The following is a 23,100-nucleotide window of genomic DNA, read 5'->3' as shown; positions in this document are numbered from 1 at the left end:
ATATTACTGGAGTGGGAGCATCTTGCTCCCTACATTTTTAATTATGGTATTCAAGCAGATTTGATATAAAATAGAACAAGTCGGTAGCATTCAAACTGAGGCGGGCACAAACCCCTCTCCAACTGGGTTAAGTTGGACTCCTTGGTAGAGCAACAAGCGGCTCTGGGGTTCGATTCCCCGGCTATACATCTTATGCTTGTGCAACGTCACTCGTGTAAAGGGTAGAGCGTACTGTTAGAACCAAGTGTCGATCGCTTGAATGTGAGGGTGGGTCAGGGGACATTTAATCAAAACTCAAACCAGAATATACAGCAGTTTTCGCTGCTATGAGGTACATTTTGATCCCCCTAAATCCCCCTTAAAAAGGGGGACTTTCTGGTTCCCCCCTTTTTAAGGGGGGTTAGGGGGGATCTTTCCCTGCTGTACCTCATTACCGCGCAAAGCGCTGTAATCAAAACTCAAACCAGAATATAAATCACATCAATCAGCGCCCTACTAGAATTCTACTCTTCCTGTATGTGGGTTGTTTGAGTTTCTGTCCCTTCAGGAATAGTGCGTGTTGTTTGATAGACTTTAATTGGTCGTTCTATGCCTCGAAAGCGATAACTTCCCAGGGGCATAAATCCCCGACGAACGCGCAACAGTTTATAAGTCGTTTCACTGACCACACATTCTCCAGGAGGACAAATTCCTTCCATACGAGAAGCTAAATTAATCGTCGATCCTAATACGGTATAATCGACTCTTTGGGAGCTGCCAATATCTCCCACAACTGCCTTACCACTATTAATGGCAATTCTGAGTTCTAAGGGTTCATTCCAGCGATTGTTTTTATTTAAGTGTTCCAAGCGAGTGAGCATTCCTCTGGCGGCTGCCACTGCCCGGTCTGCGTGATCGGGTTGCACTTCTGGAGCGCCAAAAAATGCCATGATGCAATCGCCAATAAATTTATCTAAGGTTCCTTTGGCGACAAACACTTCGTGGAGCATTTCTTCAAAGAAATTATTTAAAAGCTCGGCAATTTCTGAAGGAGAAAGGCGCTCGGAAAGGGCGGTAAAGCCAACAATATCGGCAAATAAAATACTAATTTCATATTCGGCTAGGGGTAAGCGTCCATCGGTAAGCGCTCCGGCTGCCATCATTTGCTGGACAACAGAGGGGGTATGATAGCGTTCCAGGCGCTGACGGATGTTTTCTTGATCTCTGAGTTTTTGTTCGAGGAGCCACCGTTGGACAGAGGAGGCGACTAAGTTCCCAAGAGCGGAGAAAAAACTGAGGTCTTCTTCTGCTTCTAGGGTGGTGTACTGGGTAGAGACATGGGCATCGGCATAGAGAACGCCAAAGACTTGTTCTTCTTCCCAGAGGGGAACGGCCATCACGGAACGAATGCCTTTACTAAGGATACTCATTTCCCCTTCAAAGCGTTCATCGGCTTGTGCGTCTGCGGTTTGAATGGCGACTCTTTCGATAAAGACTTTTTGACAGATACTGTGGGAGATCCAACTGCCATCGGCGGCTAGGGGATCATCACTTTGATGACGGGTAGCGAGGCGAACGATTTTAAGTCGTCCGGTGCTTTCTAGGTCAATGAGGAGGGCAATGCGATCGATGCGTTTGAGGTCTCGAAAAACGGCTTCTTGGACTTGGAGAAAGATGGCTTCGAGGGAACCGGCGGAGTTGAGGCCTTTGCTAATGTCTACGAGATCTTTGAGCCTAGCGATCGCCTTACGGTTACTGCTGGCGGTATCTTGGTCATTCTGGGGTTGCAGCCATAATCTTTGCAGGTCTTTAACATTCCGGAGAATGGTTGTACCGTCGGTACTCAATTCTGGGACTTTGGAGGGGTCATCCCCAGAGGGTTGCAGAATGAGAACCACTAAGGAAACCACACCAATTTGCACCACATCTCCATGATGAATCCATTGTGCAGAGGTGGCCGGTAATCCGTTTAATAATGTGCCATTGAGACTCCCCAGATCTTCGATGAGCCATCCGTTGCCACGGGTGACGATTTGACCATGGTGACGGGAAACGCCAAAAAAAGGGAGGCAGAGGTTACAGTCGGGCGATCGCCCTAAAACAAAGGGATTATCTTCGACCAATACGGTTCCTTCCGTATTCCCCTCAACTTGTATCCGCAGTTTGAGTTGGCTCATTGTCTTTTAACCCCTTCACCCATGGTAATTTCAGCATTCAGCAAGAACCAACGCAACCTAGGCAACTCTAAGTTACCCCTCTTCTGAGTCCAATCCAAGTAGTCACTCAAGTGTGAATGGAACGTCATACGCTATCAATTGCTTTTTCGACCGTAATCCAGACCTAAACTGGATAAACCCTGACCCTAGTATCCCCTGCCGACCGATTGTTGGCCGGGTATTCTCTCTATTGTAAATAATGAAGCTCAGAATCACCTCTGGCTGCGATCGATCTCAGGGAAATTTCACTGGTATTACTGATGACTGAAGGAGCTGAGTCCACCCTACCCTTTGAGGACACTTTCAATTGCATCTAAGCGCCGCTTTTGATCCTTTCTGACGGTACTGCGATAGGAGCCGAGTCCATGGGCTTCGAGTTCTCCGGTGGTGGGGTTGACAAAAGAGCGCACGCGGGCACAGAGTACGGCTTCTTTGGAATTGTGTTGAAGTTGCTGACAGGTTTTCAGATGTTCAATGTAGGCTTTTCCTGCTAGGGGAGATTGGTTCATTAAATCCACTCCAGCGACCAGTTCAAAGGTTCCCAGGTGAACGCCGACGGTTTGCGCTTCTTCTTGCAATTCGGTAATCCAGGGCTTCAGCCGTTTCAGTTGTCGGCGGTCGGCTTCTTCTGGGGTATATGCCCCATGTTGATAGGCGAAGGTTCCCAGGTTATGTCTGGAGTTTCCGGGATCGGTATGGCCAAAATAGAGATCGGTATAGCCTCCGCTTGGGGTGCGGGTTCCTTCAGCCACGCCAATGGCGATCGCCCCTAGGGAGTTGGGTGTGGCAAACAGGTCTTCTGTCGAGAGGGTGATGAATTGGGCGGATACCCTAAATCTGGGGAACTTCCGTTGTTGGGCGCGATCGGCTTGAGATGTGGGTGTAAATAATCCTCCAATTAATCCCAGCGTGACCAAAATTTGCAACCAGCAGAGAATAAACCATCCTCGATTTTGAATCAATTTTCTCAAGACTTCTAACCAGGGCAACCCGCGCATCTAAACCCCAAATTCAACAACAACAGGATTGAGTTTCCCATAAGGGATCGCCATAAAACATCCTCTTATTGGGTGATTTTAATCTGTTTTCCGAGAAATTACAGGATTTCCCGATTCTCTATTTCTGACTGCCTATGGCCAATAACGTGACCTCCCAAACCAATCTCGGTTGGACATAACTGAGAAGGGCGCGACGGGCCTTTTCCAAGGGTTGCAGTTTTTGGGAAGATTGGTAATTTTGCCAATAGAACTGTTGTAGATAGCCAATGAGCCAGAGTTGGGTGGGAGTATCTAAGGTTTGAGGAATGGTTTTGGCTAGGGTTAATAATTCTCTGGGAGTAGGAGGAAGATTCTGTAAGGACTGTAACATTTCTGCTGGGCAAGCTTGTAATTGTTCAAAAGCGGCGATCGCCTCCCCAGGACTGCCCTGAGCTAAGGCCATGACTGTGGGGCGATCGACAATTTCTCCATAGCCTCGCCATTTTAGCACCTGGGCTAGGTCTTCTGGACTGAGACGATAAAAGGGAATCCGCCGACAGCGAGAAACAATGGTGGACAATAAGGCGGCCTCCGAACTAGCAATGACAATCAGGGTCGCTTGACCCGGTTCTTCCAAAGTCTTCAATAATCCATTGGCTGCCCCTTCTGCCATCAAATCGGCTTGGTCAATGACCACCACAGACCGGGGTGACTCCAAAGGGGGACGGCTGAGAAATTGACTAATCTCCCGTACTTGTTCAATCCGAATCCGGGGCGGTGCTTTCCGTTTCACCCCTTCAGCTTTCGCCTGACTCACCGATAATAATTGTCCCTGATGTTGATAAGTGGGTTCTACCCACAATAGATCCGGATGGTTCCCCTGTTCCATCCGTTTTCTGAGCCGCCCTCGTTGTTCGGCAGGGGCTTCTGTACTGGCTAGATACTCGGCAAAATAACCGGCCGTAAGACGCTTGCCAATGCCTTCGGGCCCCACAAATAGATAGGCTGGTGCAATCCGGTTTTTGGCGATCGCCTGACTGAGCAACTTCACCGCTTGCGGTTGGCCCATCACCCCTTCAAATCCCATGGTCATTGTGTCGCCCCAGTTCATTGGACTGATTTTACCTTGCAAGTTCTTGTGATTAACATCACGACTTTTCGGCTGTCAAGTCACAGAAATATTTCTTTACAATCTGTTATATTTGTTTACAACAAGGGCAAACAAAGAGGTCAAACTTATGTATACAACCGTTAATCCTGAAGGACAGCTCAATAACTACGCCAACGAGCCTCAGATGTACTATGCACAATTTCCCAGTCAAGAACAACAGCAACGTTATATGTTCCAAGGGGCGATCGCTGCCCTCCTCGTCACCGCATTGATGCTCACTGGAATTGCTGTCAGCTAAAGTTTTCTCTCCTCTCTCATACTAGGTTATTGATCGAGCCACTTAGCACATTGCTGAGTGGTTTTTTGTTGCCTGTTTGACGTTGCCGGAATGCACACAAGGCCTACATCTTCACAGTCTTCATTGATCGGAAATTTTGAGCGTATATCCATGAGAACCGCCCTGAAGATCGCCGATAAATACATCATATTGCCCTGGAGGCCATTGACCGGGAATCTCGACCGTTGAACCATCATGGGAAGGAACACAAAGGTCAAAATCCTGGGGGCCATCAATTTTCAGAGTGGGGTTACCAGAACTTTGCAAACGGAAATGAATGGACGTATCGGCCGTAACCGTAAGGGTGACATTAGGAGCTTCAGCTAAATTGCCGCAATTGCTTGGGGTGGGGCCCCCAGATAGGCCAGCGATCTCTAGGGGTTGAAACCCAGGACTGATAGTGGTTTGAGTCGTTTGGGCATCACTACTCAGAGGAGTCAGGGAGGCGATCGCCCCTGCAATGGCTGAGACCAAAAATATAGAGACTTTCTTCATGGGTTCATCCTCTTAGGAGAAAAGAATCGGGACACTGCCCTAGTCTTATCATCTACGACTCTAGGGCTATGGGATCAGATGATTTTATCCCATCCCTTGTTTCCATCCTCAGTGTTCAGAGAGATGGGAGAAGTTCCACGACTCATTTTATAATTAGGCTCTGGTTGCTCACCTGAACCTCCTGGAACGGTTGCCATTGAATATACCGCAGGCGATCGCCTTGAGATAGGGGCACTTCTTGAACCTGAATATTGGGCGGTAGATTGGCCAAAATCTTAGAATCAAATAGCACTAAGGTATTCACCCTTGGATCGAGGTTGGCTAAATCGTCAGTGAGCATCATGCCTAAATCCGAAGAGAAATAGTCGCGAAAATAATAGGACACGAGCCGCCCATAGTGACCACTAGAAAGAACGGTGGTGCTTGTTGGGGGAAAGTTATTTTCAATCACCTGCTGTCGCTCAATCATAAAGCGATCGTAGTCCTGAAGGCTGGTTGAGGTGCGCCATTGGGTTGGGCCCCAGATAAAGAGTAAACTATTGCAGAGAATAAAGCTAATAATCCAGATTTTTAGGGCTTGGGGAGAGCGAGAACGGTTTTGTTGTAAATACCGCTCCAGGGCGAGGGCTGCCAGTAGAATCACTACGGGCATAACGGTATAACTATGACCTTGGCGTTGGAAATGGACAAAGGTGAGATAGAAAAGACTGGGAAAGCACCAGAGGAGAATGGCTTGAGTTCGCCAGTCGCGGATGGGAAGGGGAGGAATGGCAGAGCGATGAGCATAGGCAAGTCTGAGTAGGGGTAGGGTGACAAACCCTAGGGTCATGACCAGGGTATAGAGCCATAATCGGATATTGGAGATAATTTCTTGAATGCTATCGCTATCTTTGAGATGGCCGTCTAACCAAATTTGGATGGCTGCAACATAGGCATCAAAGCCACCAGAGAGCATGAGTAGGGGAATACCCCAGAGTGAAACCCCGATCGCCCCTGCACCCAAGGCTAAGATGATATCGGTGGCTCGATACCGTTGTTCTCGCCATCCTAACCCCGCAGCCACACACCAGAGGGGAAACAGGAAAATAGGAGTATTGGGACGGATACCGCCAGATAATCCTAACAGGAGAGCCGAAAGCAGCAGAGCGCGTTTATTCCCATGACGGCTATGATGACAGGCGATAACAATCAGAGTGACCCAAGCCAGCTCTAGGGTGTAGGATAATCCCACTTCGCTATAAAACCAAATTAGGGGACTCGATAGCATCAGAAATGCGGCGATCCATGCCACAGTGCGATTAAACCAGAGATTTCCTAAAACATAAATGGCGCACGTGGCGATCGCCATGGCGATAATATTCACCATCACTAAACTTTGATTGGCATCGTGCAACCAAAGGTTTAGTAAACGAGCTGATAAAATCAGGACAATAAACGTACCGGGAGCATGGGGTTGATGGCGTTCGAGATCGAACTCTTCCATCGCCCAAGCAAAGTTCACGCTATCGTGTTCGTAAAGGATCTGACTTTGGAAGGGTAAGCGAGTGGCGATCGCCAGTACAAACAGTACCACTAACGGCCAGCGATGTTGCAGAAAACGAGCCATGATTGTTGTTGGAATTTTGTCATGCTAAACTTTAGCACTACTCCTTACCACTAAGGTAAAAACATCAATTCCCCTCGCAGGATATCTTCCGCTTCAGCAATCGTGCGGACTCCCCGTTCAGTTAACAATTGATTCAGTTCGGGGTCAGTGGTGAAGCGACGACCTTGGTTAAAGTAGACCGTCGTCACTGGAAAAGTTTCATCTCCCCTAGGGCCAGCACCTATGATGTACTCAGCAATAACAATAACATCCGGTTCCGAGCCATCAAAGTCAATTTCCTGGAAAGACACCGCTTTTAATTCGGAGAAAATCCAAGACTCTGCATGGGTGTTTGCCGGTAAAGTGTGCATGACTTCGCCATTGGTCTGCATCACGTGAAATTCCAGACTATTCTGAAATTCTGTGGCCACAAAAGCCACCTCTCCTACGTCTCGAAGACCGAGCCAAAAACTCTGGTCAATAATAATTTGGCGATCGGGCAAAAATAAATTACGTTCTACCCAACCCAGTTCGGCAGCATTAAGCAATCGAGGTGGGGTGAGATTTTTGGCGGTTTGGGCAATTTCCGGGAAAGGTTTGGGGCTACTAGAGACGGTGAAGCTCACACCGATAAGAGCCATAAATAATATCAACGCAAATCGTTTTAATCCCTTCATGATTGATGTCTACCTTCGCTCTTCTATAGCGTTTCTCTCTTCTATGAAGTACAGTTTGAAGCCTTAGACCCTAAGCACTACAAGCTATTGCCTATTGCCTATTGCCTATTGCCTAGCGCGAAGCGCCATATCACCATGTTAAGATAAAATTAGTGAAATCGTTCATTACTGATTCCTATGCCCCTAACTCTCCAATTCCAACAACTGGATATTCCCCCTGGTCAAAGATTACTGATTCATGACCTGAACTGGGAAGAATTTGAGCAATTTTTAATTGAACTGGGAGAAAAACGTGCCAGTCGGATTGCTTACAGTCACCATACTTTAGAAATCAGAATGCCACTACCAAAACACGAACGCGCTAAATCTTTAATTGGGGATATGGTAAAAATTTTGTTAGAAGAACTAGAAATTGACTGTGAATGTTTCGGATCGACGACATTCAAGCGCCAAGAAATGGGATTTGGGATTGAACCCGATCAATGCTTTTATATTCAAAATCATGCTCAAATGCGAGGAAAGCGAAGAATGAATCTAGCCATCGATCCGCCTCCTGATTTGGCGATTGAAGTTGATGTTACGTCTAAAACTCAGACCGATGCTTATATCCGCTTGGGGGTTCCGGAATTGTGGATTTATGACGAGACTGAACTGAAGATATATGGGTTGGAAGATGGGGAATATCAACAGATTGAACAGAGCAAAGTTTTCCCAGAGTTTCCCATAGTAGATTGGGTGAAAGAAGTGTTAGCAAGAAGTTATGCGATCGGTCGAAGTCCGGCTCTACGAGAATTTCGTCAACAGATCCGACGGTTAAGGAACTGATGTATGCGAACTCTTAAAATAGAACTTTAACTAAAGATTTTGCTAAATGATAAACCACCGGCACAGAAACTGCATTACCTAGCTGTTTCTTGGCTGTACTTTCTCGCTTGGCAAGCTGAAACCATTCAGGGAAACCTTGTAAACGGGCATAGTCTTGAGCTGTAATAGGCTTGTATTTTTTACGGTGATAAACGCGCTCAATAAATTCTTGTTTATAGCGTTTGGGATCTTGACAGTCAAAACAAATCGTAGTGATATAATCTCTCATTCCAGTAGCTGTTAAGGTTCCAATGGCATCTGCATGGGCTAGAATTATTTTAGCAACTCCATGAATACCGGCGGAAATTTTAGAATTAACAAATTCATAGCCGGAAGCATCAAACCTGAGAATCTTTTTGGCGATCAAGTTTTCTAGTTCTTCTGGATGCAGATCGGAGATTAATTCATTCAAATGATGAAATTTTAAGGGATTTCCATCTTTAGGGCCATATATTTTCTTGCGTCGATTTTTAAGAATGGTGGTGCAAATAGACTTTTCGCGATCGCTGGTCTCAATTAAATCCCAAGAATGAATTGTGGTATGACCATCACGAATATCAGCAAACACAAAGAAATCATTGAGTTCATCGTTTTTCTGAAATCGATTTCTGGACGCAGGAGGGCGATCGCCAAATAATATAGAAGGTGATATTTTTTGCTTTTGTACGGGACGCTTCGAGACCCCTGCGATAAAATCATAGAGTTTAGGACGTTGATTTAAGGGTTTAGGAAATTGAAACTGATGCGGATTTTCGAGCTGTTCATGAATACCGACAATAAAGACGCGATCGCGGTCTTGCGCTAAACCAAAATCATAGGAATTTAAAACCTGATAGTTTACCCAATATCCAGCTTGTCTGAGTTGGCTTAGAATGGCTTGTAAGCTCTGTAGATGTCTGGGTTCTGTTAATCCTTTGACATTTTCAAAGATAAATAATTTGGGTTGGTTTAACTGTACCAAACGAATCACATCAAACCACAGTTGACCCCTTTTATCTGCAAATCCCTTAATTTGTCCGGCAATTGACCAAGGTTGACAGGGAACTCCACCCACAATCAAATCAACTGAGTGGGGTAAATACCCCAGTTGAGAAATATCTCCTAAATTGGGTTCTTCTGCATTAATGTAACGGATAAAGTTAGTTTGATATACCGAAATTGCTTCGCGATCGATTTCTGCATAGCCCAAACATTTCCCCCCTAATTGTTCGAGTGCGAGCCTAAATCCACCAATGCCTGCAAACAAATCAATAAACGTAAATGTGGGATTCAGACTCACCCCAGAATAGGGATTCAAGGGATTAAATAATTCGATTTGAATAGGGGATGCAGCTTGCATCTGGGTCATACAAGAACTTAAAATCAGTTTATTTAGTATACCAGTTTCTGTGAGCTGATGACCATTACTCCTAATTAGCCAGAGAAGAGGGACTTTTACCTTCGTTGCTACAGATTAGTCAGACGACTCAATCCGCTTGACTCTAGCTTCTAAAGCCTGTAACTTTTCCTCTAAATTCAGATGGTCTGATTCATTATTTAAGCTGTACCCAATCAGCCGATCCAGAATTTGATTCTGGCGCACAGAAGAGCTGGCTAAATCACCATATTTACCAATGAGTTCGCGAAGCACATCACTTTGCGCTTCTTGGCTGCCTTTTAGTGCTTCTAAACTCATTCTAAATTCTTGTTGAGTCGCTCTAAAGACTTCTAGACTCCCTCTGAATTCTTGTTGAGTGGCTCTCATGGTTTCTAAACTGGCTCTCATGGCTTCTAAACTGGCTCTCATGGTTTCTAAACTGGCCCGGACTTCTTGTTGGCCTTCTTTAAGTTCAACTTGGCTTTCTTGTAGTTCTCTTTGAACGGCTAACATGCTTTGGATTATATTTTGCATCTCTTCAAATGTCATACCCGATTCTCCCATTGAAATGACTGAATACTATTTTAGCTAACAAAAGACGATCGCCATGTTAAGATGGAATTCAGCTATATCCTCCTGGGGCCACAAGCGAGATAATCAGCTATGGCAACGAAAACTAAAACCCAAGTTCCGGTCACTCCGACTCCTGCAACTCCGGCTAAAAATGCTCTCCCTACACCGAAACCGTTTACGGAGTCTTTGCCTGCTGTGGAAACGGATACGGAGAGCGCAACGGTGCAGATGAGTGCCATGAGTGCGACTCCTCCGGATGAGCAGGGAACAGGGAGCGGCGATCGCGCCCAATTTTCTCCCCTAGGGTATCAATTTAGTCAAATATCGGTGGCTCCGACTCGTGCAAATCCGGCTCTGTTACAGTCCCAAACTGAGGATGAAGACCGGCCCAATTTTAGAAAAGATGGCACATTCGAGACGAGTCAATCTGTAGAAAAACGGATACAGTTAAAGCGGGGAAAAGGGCAACCCTTACCCGATCGCACGCGATCGTTTATGGAAGACCGGTTTGGGAATGATTTTAGTCAAGTTAGAGTTCATACCGATAGCACCGCCGTACAACTGAGCCAAGACCTAAAAGCTAAAGCCTTTACCCATGGTCATGATATTTACTTTAATTCCGGACAATATAACCCCAGTTCAACCGGTGGTAAACGACTTTTAGCCCATGAATTGACCCACACCATCCAGCAAAAAGGGGCGAAACTCAAGCCCAAAAAAGTCGAAACTGAACTCACGAAACCCCATAAAATTTCGGCCAAACTGGAAAAATCTAACCCAAAGACACCAGAGGTTAAGCCCAAACCTGTAGTTAAAAACGTGCAGCGTAAAGAAGAAAAAAGTGGTATTGATGTCAATTTGAAGCCTTTGGGGGGAAGTCTGCAACCCAAAGAAGAATCAAGTGGCATTGATGTGAACTTGAAACCGCTTGCGGGGAATGTGCAACCCAAAGAAGAATCAAGTGGTATTGATGTGAACTTGAAACCCCTTGCGGCTCAAATTCAGCGCACCAACAGTGATGGGGGGAAGATCCAGACAGAATTAATTGTAGGGGCAGTTGGCGATCGCTACGAACAAGAAGCAGACCGCATGGCCGATCAGGTTATGGATCACTCTACCACCTTACAGCGAGAGCAAGAACCCGAAACAGAACCGTTACCTGAAACAGAACCCAGCGCCGACCTTAACCTCAAACCCCTAGACCACACCATACAGCGCGGCAATGGTCGGCGGCCCCAAAGTCGTCGTCGTCCCAAAGCCATTCCCTATGCAGCCATTCTAGGCGGTCAGGAAGAAAGCGAAGATGAACAGAACGTTAACATCACCCTGAAGCGGGAAGACGATGCAGAAGATGCCCCCGCACTACCCCAGTTACCTGATATCAAAACTGATGAACAGAACGTCAATATCACCCTCAAACGTCAAGACGATGTAGGGGCGAACGGCCGTTCGCCCCTACAATTACCTCTACAACCGGACATCAATACCGACGAACAGAACGTTAACATCACCCTCAAACCCGAACCCCTCCATGATGCCCCCGCAAGCCTGCAAGCCGATAGCGATGGCTCATTTCAGGCCAGTAGTGCCGTAGAAGGCAAAATTAAGAGTAAAGAAGGGGGCGGTTCATCCTTACCCAAAGAGACCCAAGGCTTCATGGAATCTCGCTTTAACAACGACTTTAGCGGGGTTCGGGTGCATACCGACAGCGACGCGGTGCAAATGAACAAAGACTTGGGAGCTAAGGCATTTACTCACAAAAAAGATATCTATTTTAATTCCGGACAATATAACCCCAGTTCCACCGGTGGCAAACATTTACTCGCCCATGAACTCACCCACACTATTCAACAAACGGGGCCGAGTGTGAAAACTCAGCCCGATATTCAGAAAGAAGGGGATGATGATAAAGGGGATAAAGAAAGCGATAAAGATGAAACCAAAGATGAAGATCAAAAAGATGAAACCAAAGATGAAAATGAAGACAAAAAAAGTATCAGTGAAGTCGATGAGAATACAACAGAAATTAGTGACGATGACTATGATGAAGACGACATCGAAAAATTAGAGAAAGATACTGAAAAAAAAGAAAAAGAAATAGAAAAAGATAAGAAAAAAGGGAAAGACAAGGGTAAAGAAGACGCAAAAGAAACAGAAGATGGAGATGGACAAGAAGGTGATGTCACCCCTCAAGAGGGGGATGACTCTGGTGAGGTGGACGTTACGGAAGACCTGAAAAAACAAGCGCCCCCACCGCCTCCAGACGATACCGCCGCTCCTGTTCCTGTCCCTGACGTGGCTCCCGGTCAGGTAGAGTCCGACGACCCGAACCAGAACCCAGCATTCCTGGCGGTCACGCAGCAAATTGAACAACAGGGGAAAGAGTTTTCCAAGCATGATGACCCCAAGCAGGAAGCGGTGGAAGTTCAGGATGCGGTGGTGGATGACAACCAAGCAGACCGCAAAGCCAAGGAAAGGAAAGGTGACACAGCCGCCAGTCAAGACCCAGCAACGTTTGACCGAGAAGCGTTTGTGCAAAACCTGTTTGCGGCGTTGGGTATTGAAGAGCCGAAGAGCATGAAGGAAGTCGAAAGTGGTGACGGCGTTGGCCAGGAAGCGGAAGCTACCATTGACAAGGAAGTGGGTTCGGCGACAACTGAGGCGGGCGGGGGAATGCCAGAGGCGGCCCAAGCTCCTCCAGAGATGAAAGACGAGGATACTAAACCCGTTAAGGAGATGGAGGGGGTTGAAGGCAAGATTGATGATATGCAGGAGGTGGTTCCAGAAGTGGATCAGGCTGCACCTCCTGCGACTTCTACGGAGAATGTGGAAGATAAGTTAACAGAGCAGCAGGAGGGTTTAAAGGAAACGTTTGGGGATTTTGGCCAGGCGAAGTTGATGGTGGGCGGGCCCCAGGATCGGTATGAGGTGGAAGCCGATCGCATGGCGGATACGGTGATGGAGATGCCCGATCCGCAGTCGGTGCAAACATCCGGTGTAGGGGCGGGTTCACCCATATCGCGGTTGGAAGACGAAAAATTGGATAAACCCGCCCCTACGGAACCCTCTCCCCTCGTAAAACGGCAGATCCTGCGAGCCAAAACGATCGCCGAAACGATCCATCGTTCTCCCCAGTGGATCGTACAACGGGAAAAAGAGGTGGAACCGGAACAAGCTGAACCGGTGGATCTGGGGACGGGGACGGGGAAAACCCTGACGACTAAAGATATGGAAACCTTCAGCGATCCGGCATTTGGAGGAGATAAGGCGCTGCAAGGGTTACAGGAGACGGAGAAATTTAGCGAACAAGGGCCGGAAGATTTCCGCAAAGAGGAAGAAGGGGCGATCGCCGATACCAAAACCCGCAACCAAGAAAAATCGCAACAAACGACACAAGCGATGAAAGATCAGCGTGTCCAAACCATGACGGACATGACGACGAAGAAGGAGGAAACCAAGGGAGCCAATGAAGCAGCACGGCTAAAAATTACGGAAGAATTGAATGCCATTTATACCGAATCCCAAGCCAAAGTGGATGGCATCCTAGGAGAGATGGATGCGGAAGTCCAACGCAGAATGGCCCTGGGGAAAAAGGTTGCTCGCCTTGCCTTTGAAATCGTGCAAAAAGCCGCCTTCAAAAAATGGCAGAAAAATTATTACTACCATCGCCATGGGATTAAAATTGATTTATGGTTTACCAGTTTTAAGATTTTCAATGTTTTCCTCTGGGCAAAAGAGAAGCTCTTTACCGGTTTGCCCGATGAAGTCAATAACATTTATAGCGATGCCAGGGAAGTCTATGTTAATTTCTTGAGACAGTCCATTGCTGGAGATGCCGGTTTTAAGCCAAAAGTCGAGACGAGCGAAGTCAAAGATGTTCTCGGACAAGTGACTGGGCTATACGAGCAACTGGGTCAGAACGCGATCGCCCCCTACGTGGAGCAGAAAATGCTCGAAGCCAAGGCTGCCATTGACGAAGGGAAAGCCAAGTTTCAAGCAGCCGTAGACAAATTGGGGCCAGAAGAAAAGCAACTTGCAGAAGGCGCAATTTCTAACATTCAAGGGCAGTTCGATAATCTAGAAAATAATGTTAAATCCTATCAAGACAACCTAGTTAACGACATTACCGAAAGTTATAAGCAAGGCTTAAAAGAAATTGATGACCGCATTGAAGCCCTGAAAGCGGCTAACCAAGGGTTAGTACAGAAAGCTTTAGCCTTTATTGGAGATGTCATCAAAGCCATTCTTAAAGCCCTTTTGATTCCCATCCAATGGATTTTATCTAAATTTGGCGTAGATAGTGCAGTTTTAGATGCCATTATTGACGATCCAGGTGGATTCATGGAAAACTTCTTTACCGGACTCAAAGATGGATTTCTCAATTTTGCCCAAAACTTCCCCAAACATTTTCTCAACGGTTTGGTTGAATGGCTATTTGGCAATATCGGCCCGATTAAATTACCCGCAAAATTTGACCTCGCCGGATTTTTCGATATCTTCATGCAAGTCATGGGATTTACCAAAGATGCTATCTTTGCAATTGCATCTGAGGTCTTTGGTTCCGATATTGTCGGTGTTATTGAATCCGCAATTGAAGGGGCAAATATTGATGAAATTATCGACGGTATGGAAAAGAAAGCTGCCGTCATTGTTGAGTTATTTTATACTTTAATTACTAAGGGAGTCGCAGCAGCTTGGAATTTCCTCGGCGATGTCATTGACGAGATGAAAACCCTGTTTATCAAAGAACTGACCATTATGGTCAGCATTGAAGTGGTTAAATCTGCCATTATCTGGTTGATTGGAATACTCAATCCAGCAGCAGGAATTGTGAAAATTATTAAAGCGATCGTCGATGTTATTATTTGGTTTGCTCAAAACTACGAACAAATTGTCGAATTAATTAAAACCATTTTTGCCGGTTTGTCAATGATTGCAAAAGGAGATACGGCTGGTTTTTCCAAATCAATAGAACTGGTATTAGCGGGATTAATTCCCGTTGCCCTAGGATTTCTCGCCACTTTAATTGGTTTAGGTGGTATAGCCAATAAGATTCGCAAAATCCTGGATAAAATCACAGGGCCTTTCCGTAAAGGCTTGAAAAAAATGTTTGAAAAAGTCGCAGCGCCATTTAAGAAAGCATTTGGCAAAGCAAAGGCCTGGGGTGCGAAGAAATATAACTCAGCTAAGGAAAAAGCTAAAGCTGCTAAAAATAAAGCTAAAGAGAAGTTTGCTCCCAAGAAGAAAAAAGAAGAGAAAAAGACTGAGAAGCAAAAACAGAAAGATGAATACAAGCGTAAGGTCAAGCAGCAAAAGACTGAAGTCAAGGATATGATTTCTGAGGGAGAGCGCGAAGGGGAAAAAGTGATTACGAACAAGCGCGATCCTAAAGAAGTTAAACAGGGAGCAAAAAATATTAAGACTTCAGTAGAAAAAGGCAAAGAATTTGCGGAAGTTAAAGACATTAAAGTGAAGAGTGGATTTGGAGGAAAGTATAGTAATAAATATACGTTGACCGGAACCATTAAAAAGCTGAAGATTCCCAAAAACAGCTCTAAGAAAACGGCTAGTCGCCAGCCGATGTCTGGCAATTCCAGAATCCCCCAAGAAGCACTGCAAACTGAAGCGCAGCCTTTGGTTCAGCTTCGTACAGCGCCCTTGAAGAAGCTGCAACGGAAGAAAGACAAATGGAAGGATAAGAAGAAAAAGTTGATTGTTGACGACAAGTCCACGTCGAGCAAATTTGTCTTGAAAGCCAAACTGATTGATGAAGGTGATGTACTCTACAACTTAGCCAAAGATATCGAGAAAAAAGCGCGGAAAATTAAGGATAAGAAACCTGTTGCTTATTTCAAACCCCTGTTAGCCAAGTACAAGAAACAGTATGACCTGACCAGTATTGGTATCGATGACAAGACGGGGTTGATGGATAAATTCGATCGCGAAATCGAGTACGAGATCACTGCCAAAGTGCCCCCCCAAGAGGACAAGAAAGCCAGTCGTAAAGAGGCTTCTGGCAGACTCGCGGCTCCGGTGAGTCACGCGATTGAACACCGAATTGGGCGATCGCAAGGAAAAGGCGAGAGCCTCAGCCATACCGTCCGCGAACCCATGGAACAAGCCTTTGGCGTAGACTTTAGCGGAGTCAGAATTCACCGCAAAACAGAAGGCGATACCCTCAGTCGCTCTCTGAATGCCAAAGCCTTCACCACCGGACAAGACATCTACTTCCGCAGCAATACCTATCGTCCCGATACCTCCTCTGGTAGCCATCTCATTGCCCACGAACTCACCCACGTCGTGCAACAATCGGGACATAAACCCCAAGTCCAGCGCAGTCCCTTCTTCCCCCAAAACCTCGTACAGCGTCAAGGAGACGGGCCACCCTCCAAACCCCTCTTCAGCCACCTCAGCAGCGATCTGGTCATTCAGCGCGATGAAGATAGCGGCATGGATCTGAGCCAAACGGCTGTTGTTGCTGGAGCCGTTGCCGTAGGAACTGCCGCTAAAGTGATGGAAAGTTCTTCTAGTCTGAAAACTGATGTAGATGTCTATAAAGATATCAGCAAGAAAAAAGGCACAATGGAAGTCTTTGTACGGGTGCAGAAACCCAAATTCAAAAGTCCCTCACAACAAATGGCAGATATAGCCGATGATAGTGAAGGCATTCCCGAATTTACCCGCACCTTGATCGCCAAACATATTGAAACCATTCTCCGCCAAGACCCTAGGCGAGAAGTGGTGGAGAAAAAACTACCCGAAGTCGCCCTCAAGTTCGACCTAGACTTGGTAAAAATTGCCGGTTACACAGAGATTGGTGGCAGTAGCTTTGAGTACAAAGTTTTAGCCCAAGGCAACCCCAAAGCCGTCGCCCAGAAGAAAATCGAAGCCATGTTGAAGAAAATGGCTAAAATGGGTAGCGCTCAGGGCCAACCCTCTGCACCTCAACAGGATGGCACAACAGAGCTACCCCCCAAACCGCCAGAGCCAGAAACCACTAAAGACAAATCTAAGCCTACTCCATCTGAGGATGAATCGGGCAAAACTCCAGACACCGAAAATCAAGATAAGCCAACTCCCTCTACTCTAGAATCCCAAAAAGCCAAAACCGCCAAAGTTAAAGCTGCGGGTACACCAGACGGAGCAGATACGGCCAGTGCTAAACCTCTCAGCACCAAAACCCAGATTAAACCCGGAGGCGATCCCAAAACCCTATTTGTGATCGCTCGCGTCGATCCTGAAGATAAAAAATAGGTCATGAGTGATCCTCTTCTGTCACTCTCCGATAATGAAGATAGAATAAAATAGAGTATCAATAGCTAAAAGCGAGATAGAGCAATGGATATAGAGTTACATATCTTAAAACATTTGCCCAGATCGCCGGACACTACGGTTTCAGTTGTCGATCAATATTGTGACTCTTAATCAAGGGATTGTAACGGCTTATGAGCGCTATGAAACGGCTCTTTAGGGGGTTTTGGGTGACGGTTTTGCTCTGGATGGCGATCGCCACTCCAGTTTGGGCAGGCCCTTTGGGCGATCGCCTCCAGCAGTTTCCCCAGTGGCACAGTAAACCCCCCGTGGTGGCAGCCACAGGCGATTTAGTCTATCCGGACTGGATGGAAGGCACTTGGCGAGTCACCAGTACCCTAGAGGAGATGGTAGCCCCCTTAGCGCCGGATTTGGTCACCCCTGGTTTTGAAGGGAATCGACAATATTTACATCAACCCATAGACTTTGAGGTACGCTTTCAACCCGCGAGTGAGTGGGTATTGCCGTTCCAGGGTGAGGGTTGGTCATGGGGAAACGCTTTGGATCAGATTTTTAACCCCATTGTGGCGGATCGGGAGTTTAATGGCTCCCATATCGCCAGTGCCTATTTAGGGGAAGGGGTGCTGCGATCGGTTAAAGTCGATCCAGACAATCCCAATCGGCAAATTATCCGCTTGAGTTCCGATCAACAACTAATCTCCATCGTCACTGGAAGAGCTACGGAAACCCCCAGCGACGATCAGTTTATCAGTACAGAAGTGGCTCAACAGATCTTTCGCAGCCAAGGACAAATTTATCTCAACGAAGTAGAAACCACCACCGCTTACCATCGGTTAACCGAGACCGAGGAAGTAGAAGCCGAGCAAATTACTGCCATCTATCTCTCCCCCCAAGATCCCAACTATTTCCGCGCCCTCTCTACTCCGGTGGGATTATACCGCTATCAGTTAGTTTTATCACCGATGGAGGAGTGATCCCAACTAGGTGACGGCATCCTGGAGAATGCCTACGACGCGATCGGCAATTCGATTAACCCGTTCTAGACTCAGAGAAGGATAAGAAAAAGAGAAGGTTAAGTTGAGTTGGTCTCGGAATTTATACATGGACATCACAATTAAATTCCCATAAACCGTGATATGAGGAAACATAGAAACGGTTTCGACGGCTAAATCCCCATAATTTTTCTTCACTCGCACTCTACCCCCATTCGTAATCGATAGGGTTTGAGTGGAACTTTCTGGAGCGGGTAAGGATAATTCAATCAGTTTCCCTAAAATCATGGGATATTTTTTGAAGTCTCCGGTTTCCACTTGACTTTGAATTTGTTGATCGATATCCTGGGCTAATTGCCACAACGAAGTCTGTTCATTCACCCGATGAAACGAAAAGACAGAAGAAGTCATCACTGCCATATATTCATCTTTGATCCGGGGACTGGTCTTCGACCTTAAATCGACATAGGATTGACAGGATAAACTCCAATCTTTTCCCCCTTTTTTAGGAATTTCCTGGGCAACCGCGAGTAACATGGCGGCTGATGCTGCTCCATTGAGCTTGGCTTTTTCTTGTTTACACCGGCTATAGAGTTTTTTGCTTAAGTCTAGGTCAATACAACGATGGACAAAGTTTCCTTGTCTGTCTTTAACGGGAATGTTTTGATCCGGGGTCATTTTTTGAATGCCATGGGATCTGACCATCATTTGCTGCCTGATCCAAGCCATAAGACTGGAAAACACTGCTTTGTAACCGCGAGTTTGCCAAGGAATAGCTTGATTGCCTTCGGGAAATTTAAGGTCGGGTTGTTCTAAGGGTAACCCCTTTTCGGCTTCTGCATAGTATTTGAGGATCAAATCATTCATCCGCATGAATGAGAGACCATCGGAAATACTATGATTAATGATGGTAATTAAATAATGGGTCTCGGTGGAATCTTGAGCGGAAACCAAGAAGCATTTGAGTAAATATTTGTCCCGTGGAAAAGGGGTGTTCACTTCTTTGAATACGACATCTCGCCAGGATAAGCTGTCGGATTCTTCAATCAGTTCTAGGGGGATGGGTTGCGTCCCTTCTTGCTTAAATTCAGGGTTTTTTAAATCTCCAACAATCCGACAGTTAATGCGAGGATAGGAGGATTGAAGAAAATCGAGCGATCGCCGCAAGCTCTCTGGGTTGACGTTCCCCTTCAATCCAAAAATTCCAGCAATGGCAAATCCTCCGGAATACTGATTCATCAGAGCGAGTCCACGCTCATCAGAAAATAATGGGCGATCGTAGTTCATAAATCCCTTGCTCCTCAAATACCTCAATGACTTCTCAAGCTGGAGTTGCCCTATGACGGTAAGTTCACCATTTCTCTAACATTTCCCTGCACTTTGCCAACCCCCTCGCTAAAGTGTCCATCGTGCGATCGCCCAATCAGGGAAAGTCCAGATTTAGTCTTAACCGAAATAATGCCACTGCGATCGATCATTTGTCCAGGCACATATTCCCAACGGCAATGTTGCAGCAACATAGCCAGAATAATCTTCATCTGCATCATCGCAAACCCAGCACCAATACACAGCCTAGGGCCAGCACTGAAAGGATTATACTCATAAATCGACGGATTAATTGTTTCCCACCGTTCCGGCTTAAAATCTTCAGGATTGGGATACAGATCCGGCATGTGATGGGTATGGTAAATACTCACCAAAACCTCCGTCCCTTGCGGAATTTCATACCCCGCTAATTCCGTCGCCTCCGACGTAATCCTTCCATTTCAAGGTATAGAAGTCAATACCCGCAAACTTTCTTTAATCACCCGCTCCAACAAAGGCAGTTGATCCAGTTGTTCCATCGTCGGCGGATTGCCATCTAATACCCCTTTCAACTCATCCAAAACATCAGCCATAACTTGAGGATGTTGAGATAACAACAACATGATCCAAGTCAGAGAACTCGAAGTCGTTTCATGACCCACCAAAAACAACGTACTGATATGGCCAATTAACTCTTCCTCCGTCAGCCTTAAACCACTCTCCTCATCCCTAGCTTCAATCAGCATAGACAGCACATCATTCGCTTCCGCTAACTTACCTCTTTTATCCTCAATAATTGCCTTCATTTTCTCTTCATACCGCAAGAGAACATTCAGGTACTTGTAAAACGGAAACCCAGGAATATCATAAGGAATTAAATTACTCAATTGAGACGCTTGGTAATCAATAATTTCCTGAAAAATCTCGCCCACCGTTTGGTCTTTTTGCTCAATATCCTCCCCAAACATCGTTTGAGTGGCAATGCTCATAGTTAATCCTTCAATCAACCGGTCAACGCGGCAGGGTTGGTCTAAAACCAAGTTTTTAATCCGCAAATTCGTTAAAGAAATCATATCCTCATTATAGGACTGAATTTTCTGGCGATGGAACGAAGGCATCATCAATTTTCTTTGATCCAGATGCTGTTGTCCATTAACACCAAACAGCCCCACCCCAAAGGTTTTTAACGGTTGAGTTCGTTTGGATTCATTGCGTTTACCATACACCTTTCCCGACATGGGATGTTTGTGGTAAATATCATGTTGTGAGGTGACTTTTTGGACAATATCTGGCCCGTAAGCTAAAACAGTTCCCGGACAATTGGGATCGGAGGAATAGAGATTCTGGCTTTGGTTTTTCACCAATGAAGCAATCCGGCCATATTCGGCAAACACTTTGGTACTATAGCCGATGGGGTCTTGGGCAAAACGCCATATATTCGGCAGTCCTCCGGTCAGAGGTAAGGAAGAAGGCCCAGGAATTGTGATTTTCTCTTTAATCGCCATAATTGAGTGTCTGTTTTGTCTCAATAAAGATTAGATTACAAAGATTAGATTACAAAGATTAGATTACAATGTATTAAACTCTTGTAAATTAGCCTTCAGGGTGGTGAGCCAATAGCGCACCGAGGAGTACGGCCAGTTATTGGTCAGTTTGCCATCAGCCGTTTTATACCAACTAGAACAACTATTCATCCACACAGTTTTAGCCGCATTTTCTTGCAGTTTCTGATTGAATTTAGCATAAATATCGGGTTTAACCTCTAAACCCGATATCTTATTTTGATGCATCATTTGGATACAAGAAAGAATATACCGGCTCTGGCATTCAATCATAAAAATGATCGAATTGGAACCCAAGTTAGTATTCGGGCCATACAGCATAAAGAAGTTGGGAAAATCAGGAACCATCACTCCTTTGTAGGCTTGAGCGCCATTTTTCCATTGCTGGTGTAAACTTTTGCCCTCTTTACCGACAATGTTCAGGGAAGCTAGAAACTGGGTAGACTCAAATCCGGTTGCCCAAATCAGGGCATCAATATCATAGAGGGAACCGTCTTGAGTGACAATTGAATGTTCCCTAATCCCTTGAATAGGACTCGATACGACTTCTACATTAGAACGTTGTAGGGTTTCATAATAGTTGTTAGACAGCAAGAATCGTTTACAGAGAACCGGATCTTTAGGTTTAAGCACCGTCTTTAAGCTCTCTTTTTTAACCTTCATTTTGCGATAGGTATTGAGCCAAATTGCCGCTATCTTACCGACTAAGCCATCTTTCTGAAGATTGACGGTAATCAAGAAAAACTCAAAATAAAGATAAATAAACCATCGATAGATCCGGCTAGTAATAGGAAAAGTTTTGAACAGCCAATGATCGAACTGATTGAACTGGCGATCGAATTTGGGAATCACCCAATTGGCACTGCGGTGAAAAACAATTAGCTTTTTCACTTGTTCGGCAATAATCGGCAGAAACTGGACGGCACTAGAACCAGTTCCAATTACCGCAACGGTTTTATCGTTCAAATCATAATCATGATTCCAGCGAGCGGAATGAAATTGATTTCCCTGAAACGTTTCTAACCCTTCTATTTTGGGGATTTTCGGTTCGTTGAGCTGTCCACAAGCACTAACCAGGACGCGAGTTTGAAATTCTTCTCCAGTCTGGGTTGAAACTGTCCAGATATTGGTTTCTGGATCAAAAACCGCTCCTGAAATTTGAGTATTCAAGCAGATATGCTCAGTAATTTTATATTTGTCTGCACAGTCTTCTAAATAGCTTAAAATTTCTTTTTGCTTGGGATAGTTGAGCGTCCAGTCATATTTAGGTTCAAAGGAAAAGGAATATAAAACCGAGGGCACATCACAGCCACACCCCGGATAGGTATTATGATGCCAAGTCCCCCCCAGATTAGAGGCTTTCTCAAATATTTTGAAGCCATTAATTCCGGCTTTTTTGAGCTTGATTCCTATACATAACCCAGAAATCCCCGCACCAATAATCAGGACTTCTAAACAAGCATTATTTTGATTAGAAGTAGAGTTTTTTTCTGTGAAGTCAAGAGTAGATTGATTCATGGTTAATTCAGCGTAAGCTCATCTAATTGGGTAGCCAATATACTTGACAAAAACCGACAAATATGGGTTATAGCATTTCTCTATAGAAATCAGCAATTGGGTTTAACTGTAATAGATTAAATCATAAAATCCCTATTTCGTACAAAGAATCTCGGTTAAAATCAAACCTGTCCCCATCTATGTCTAGAAACCCGGTTTCTTGGAGAAACCGGGTTTCTGGTTCCCCACCCTACGATCTTTGCCAGAAAACTTGGTTGACAAAATAATCAACATTGATTAG

Annotated in this window: 14 protein-coding genes and 1 pseudogene; 4 read left to right on the top strand and 11 right to left on the bottom strand. The window is 45.5% G+C overall.

Annotated features, from left to right (window positions below):
• Nucleotides 1-503 precede the first annotated feature (503 nt).
• The 3 genes from PMG25_RS14280 to holB form a co-directional block, all read right to left on the bottom strand.
• A complete protein-coding gene (locus PMG25_RS14280; RefSeq protein WP_283767568.1) occupies nt 504-2,156 on the bottom strand; it encodes an adenylate/guanylate cyclase domain-containing protein in 1,653 nt (550 codons plus the stop codon).
• A gap of 323 nt (nt 2,157-2,479) precedes the next feature.
• Nucleotides 2,480-3,193, bottom strand: a complete 714-nt coding sequence (locus PMG25_RS14275) for a hypothetical protein (protein ID WP_283767567.1) — start codon at nt 3,191-3,193, stop codon at nt 2,480-2,482.
• A 118-nt stretch (nt 3,194-3,311) separates the two neighbouring features.
• The gene (holB, locus tag PMG25_RS14270) at nt 3,312-4,283 is read right to left on the bottom strand and encodes a DNA polymerase III subunit delta' (RefSeq protein ID WP_283767566.1); all 972 of its coding nucleotides are present in this window, start codon (nt 4,281-4,283) and stop codon (nt 3,312-3,314) included.
• A gap of 127 nt (nt 4,284-4,410) precedes the next feature.
• Here holB and psb34 point away from each other — a divergent pair, with 127 nt between their 5' ends.
• Nucleotides 4,411-4,581, top strand: a complete 171-nt coding sequence (gene psb34 / locus PMG25_RS14265; RefSeq protein ID WP_283767565.1) for a photosystem II assembly protein Psb34 — start codon at nt 4,411-4,413, stop codon at nt 4,579-4,581.
• A 120-nt stretch (nt 4,582-4,701) separates the two neighbouring features.
• Here the strand turns inward: psb34 and PMG25_RS14260 are convergent, their stop codons facing one another.
• The 3 genes from PMG25_RS14260 to PMG25_RS14250 form a co-directional block, all read right to left on the bottom strand.
• On the bottom strand, nt 4,702-5,115 hold the full coding sequence (locus tag PMG25_RS14260; protein WP_283767564.1) for a hypothetical protein: 414 nt from the start codon (nt 5,113-5,115) through the stop codon (nt 4,702-4,704).
• A 142-nt stretch (nt 5,116-5,257) separates the two neighbouring features.
• Complete coding sequence (locus tag PMG25_RS14255) at nt 5,258-6,721, bottom strand: hypothetical protein (protein WP_283767563.1); 1,464 nt, start codon at nt 6,719-6,721, stop codon at nt 5,258-5,260.
• Nucleotides 6,722-6,771: 50 nt separating this feature from the next.
• The gene (locus PMG25_RS14250; protein ID WP_283767562.1) at nt 6,772-7,341 is read right to left on the bottom strand and encodes a hypothetical protein; all 570 of its coding nucleotides are present in this window, start codon (nt 7,339-7,341) and stop codon (nt 6,772-6,774) included.
• A gap of 213 nt (nt 7,342-7,554) precedes the next feature.
• On the opposite strand from PMG25_RS14250, the gene PMG25_RS14245 reads away from it, so the two are divergent.
• The gene (locus PMG25_RS14245; protein WP_283767561.1) at nt 7,555-8,202 is read left to right on the top strand and encodes a Uma2 family endonuclease; all 648 of its coding nucleotides are present in this window, start codon (nt 7,555-7,557) and stop codon (nt 8,200-8,202) included.
• Between the two features lie 13 nt (nt 8,203-8,215).
• On the opposite strand, the gene PMG25_RS14240 is transcribed toward PMG25_RS14245, so the two are convergent.
• Nucleotides 8,216-9,580 carry a DNA cytosine methyltransferase gene (locus PMG25_RS14240; protein WP_347178837.1) on the bottom strand — a complete coding sequence of 455 codons (1,365 nt, stop codon included), beginning with the start codon at nt 9,578-9,580 and terminating at the stop codon, nt 8,216-8,218.
• A gap of 114 nt (nt 9,581-9,694) precedes the next feature.
• A complete protein-coding gene (locus tag PMG25_RS14235; protein ID WP_283767559.1) occupies nt 9,695-10,147 on the bottom strand; it encodes a hypothetical protein in 453 nt (150 codons plus the stop codon).
• 114 nt (nt 10,148-10,261) lie between these two features.
• On the opposite strand from PMG25_RS14235, the gene PMG25_RS14230 reads away from it, so the two are divergent.
• On the top strand, nt 10,262-17,425 hold the full coding sequence (locus PMG25_RS14230) for an eCIS core domain-containing protein (protein ID WP_283767558.1): 7,164 nt from the start codon (nt 10,262-10,264) through the stop codon (nt 17,423-17,425).
• 200 nt (nt 17,426-17,625) lie between these two features.
• Nucleotides 17,626-18,417 (top strand): DUF6816 family protein, encoded by a 792-nt coding sequence (locus PMG25_RS14225; RefSeq protein WP_430540968.1) that lies wholly within the window; start codon nt 17,626-17,628, stop codon nt 18,415-18,417.
• A gap of 6 nt (nt 18,418-18,423) precedes the next feature.
• Here PMG25_RS14225 and PMG25_RS14220 read toward each other — a convergent pair whose 3' ends face one another.
• The 3 genes and pseudogenes from PMG25_RS14220 to PMG25_RS14210 form a co-directional block, all read right to left on the bottom strand.
• Nucleotides 18,424-19,722, bottom strand: coding sequence for a phthiocerol/phthiodiolone dimycocerosyl transferase family protein (locus tag PMG25_RS14220; protein WP_283767556.1), 1,299 nt, complete (start codon nt 19,720-19,722; stop codon nt 18,424-18,426).
• 50 nt (nt 19,723-19,772) lie between these two features.
• Nucleotides 19,773-21,245: pseudogene (locus PMG25_RS14215) on the bottom strand (cytochrome P450).
• Nucleotides 21,246-21,308: 63 nt separating this feature from the next.
• The gene (locus PMG25_RS14210) at nt 21,309-22,820 is read right to left on the bottom strand and encodes a flavin-containing monooxygenase (RefSeq protein ID WP_283767555.1); all 1,512 of its coding nucleotides are present in this window, start codon (nt 22,818-22,820) and stop codon (nt 21,309-21,311) included.
• Between the last annotated feature and the right edge of the window lie 280 nt (nt 22,821-23,100).

It is taken from the genome of Roseofilum capinflatum BLCC-M114, assembly GCF_030068505.1.
In the GTDB taxonomy this organism is placed as follows: Bacteria; Cyanobacteriota; Cyanobacteriia; order Cyanobacteriales; family Desertifilaceae; genus Roseofilum; species Roseofilum capinflatum.
The sequence above is the reverse complement of the archived record's forward strand: the minus strand, read 5'-3'. Positions and strand labels throughout refer to the sequence as shown.

Bases quoted from the DNA above. Each gene is read 5' to 3' on its own strand.
- psb34 (WP_283767565.1), top strand. From the start codon at position 4,411: ATGTATACAACCGTTAATCCTGAAGGACAGCTCAATAACTACGCCAAC.
- PMG25_RS14275 (WP_283767567.1), bottom strand. From the start codon at position 3,193: ATGCGCGGGTTGCCCTGGTTAGAAGTCTTGAGAAAATTGATTCAAAAT.
- PMG25_RS14255 (WP_283767563.1), bottom strand. From the start codon at position 6,721: ATGGCTCGTTTTCTGCAACATCGCTGGCCGTTAGTGGTACTGTTTGTA.
- PMG25_RS14225 (WP_430540968.1), top strand. From the start codon at position 17,626: ATGAAACGGCTCTTTAGGGGGTTTTGGGTGACGGTTTTGCTCTGGATG.
- PMG25_RS14240 (WP_347178837.1), bottom strand. From the start codon at position 9,580: ATGCAAGCTGCATCCCCTATTCAAATCGAATTATTTAATCCCTTGAAT.
- PMG25_RS14280 (WP_283767568.1), bottom strand. From the start codon at position 2,156: ATGAGCCAACTCAAACTGCGGATACAAGTTGAGGGGAATACGGAAGGA.
- PMG25_RS14245 (WP_283767561.1), top strand. From the start codon at position 7,555: ATGCCCCTAACTCTCCAATTCCAACAACTGGATATTCCCCCTGGTCAA.
- PMG25_RS14220 (WP_283767556.1), bottom strand. From the start codon at position 19,722: ATGAACTACGATCGCCCATTATTTTCTGATGAGCGTGGACTCGCTCTG.
- PMG25_RS14210 (WP_283767555.1), bottom strand. From the start codon at position 22,820: ATGAATCAATCTACTCTTGACTTCACAGAAAAAAACTCTACTTCTAAT.
- PMG25_RS14250 (WP_283767562.1), bottom strand. From the start codon at position 7,341: ATGGCTCTTATCGGTGTGAGCTTCACCGTCTCTAGTAGCCCCAAACCT.
- PMG25_RS14260 (WP_283767564.1), bottom strand. From the start codon at position 5,115: ATGAAGAAAGTCTCTATATTTTTGGTCTCAGCCATTGCAGGGGCGATC.
- PMG25_RS14230 (WP_283767558.1), top strand. From the start codon at position 10,262: ATGGCAACGAAAACTAAAACCCAAGTTCCGGTCACTCCGACTCCTGCA.
- PMG25_RS14235 (WP_283767559.1), bottom strand. From the start codon at position 10,147: ATGACATTTGAAGAGATGCAAAATATAATCCAAAGCATGTTAGCCGTT.
- holB (WP_283767566.1), bottom strand. From the start codon at position 4,283: ATGAACTGGGGCGACACAATGACCATGGGATTTGAAGGGGTGATGGGC.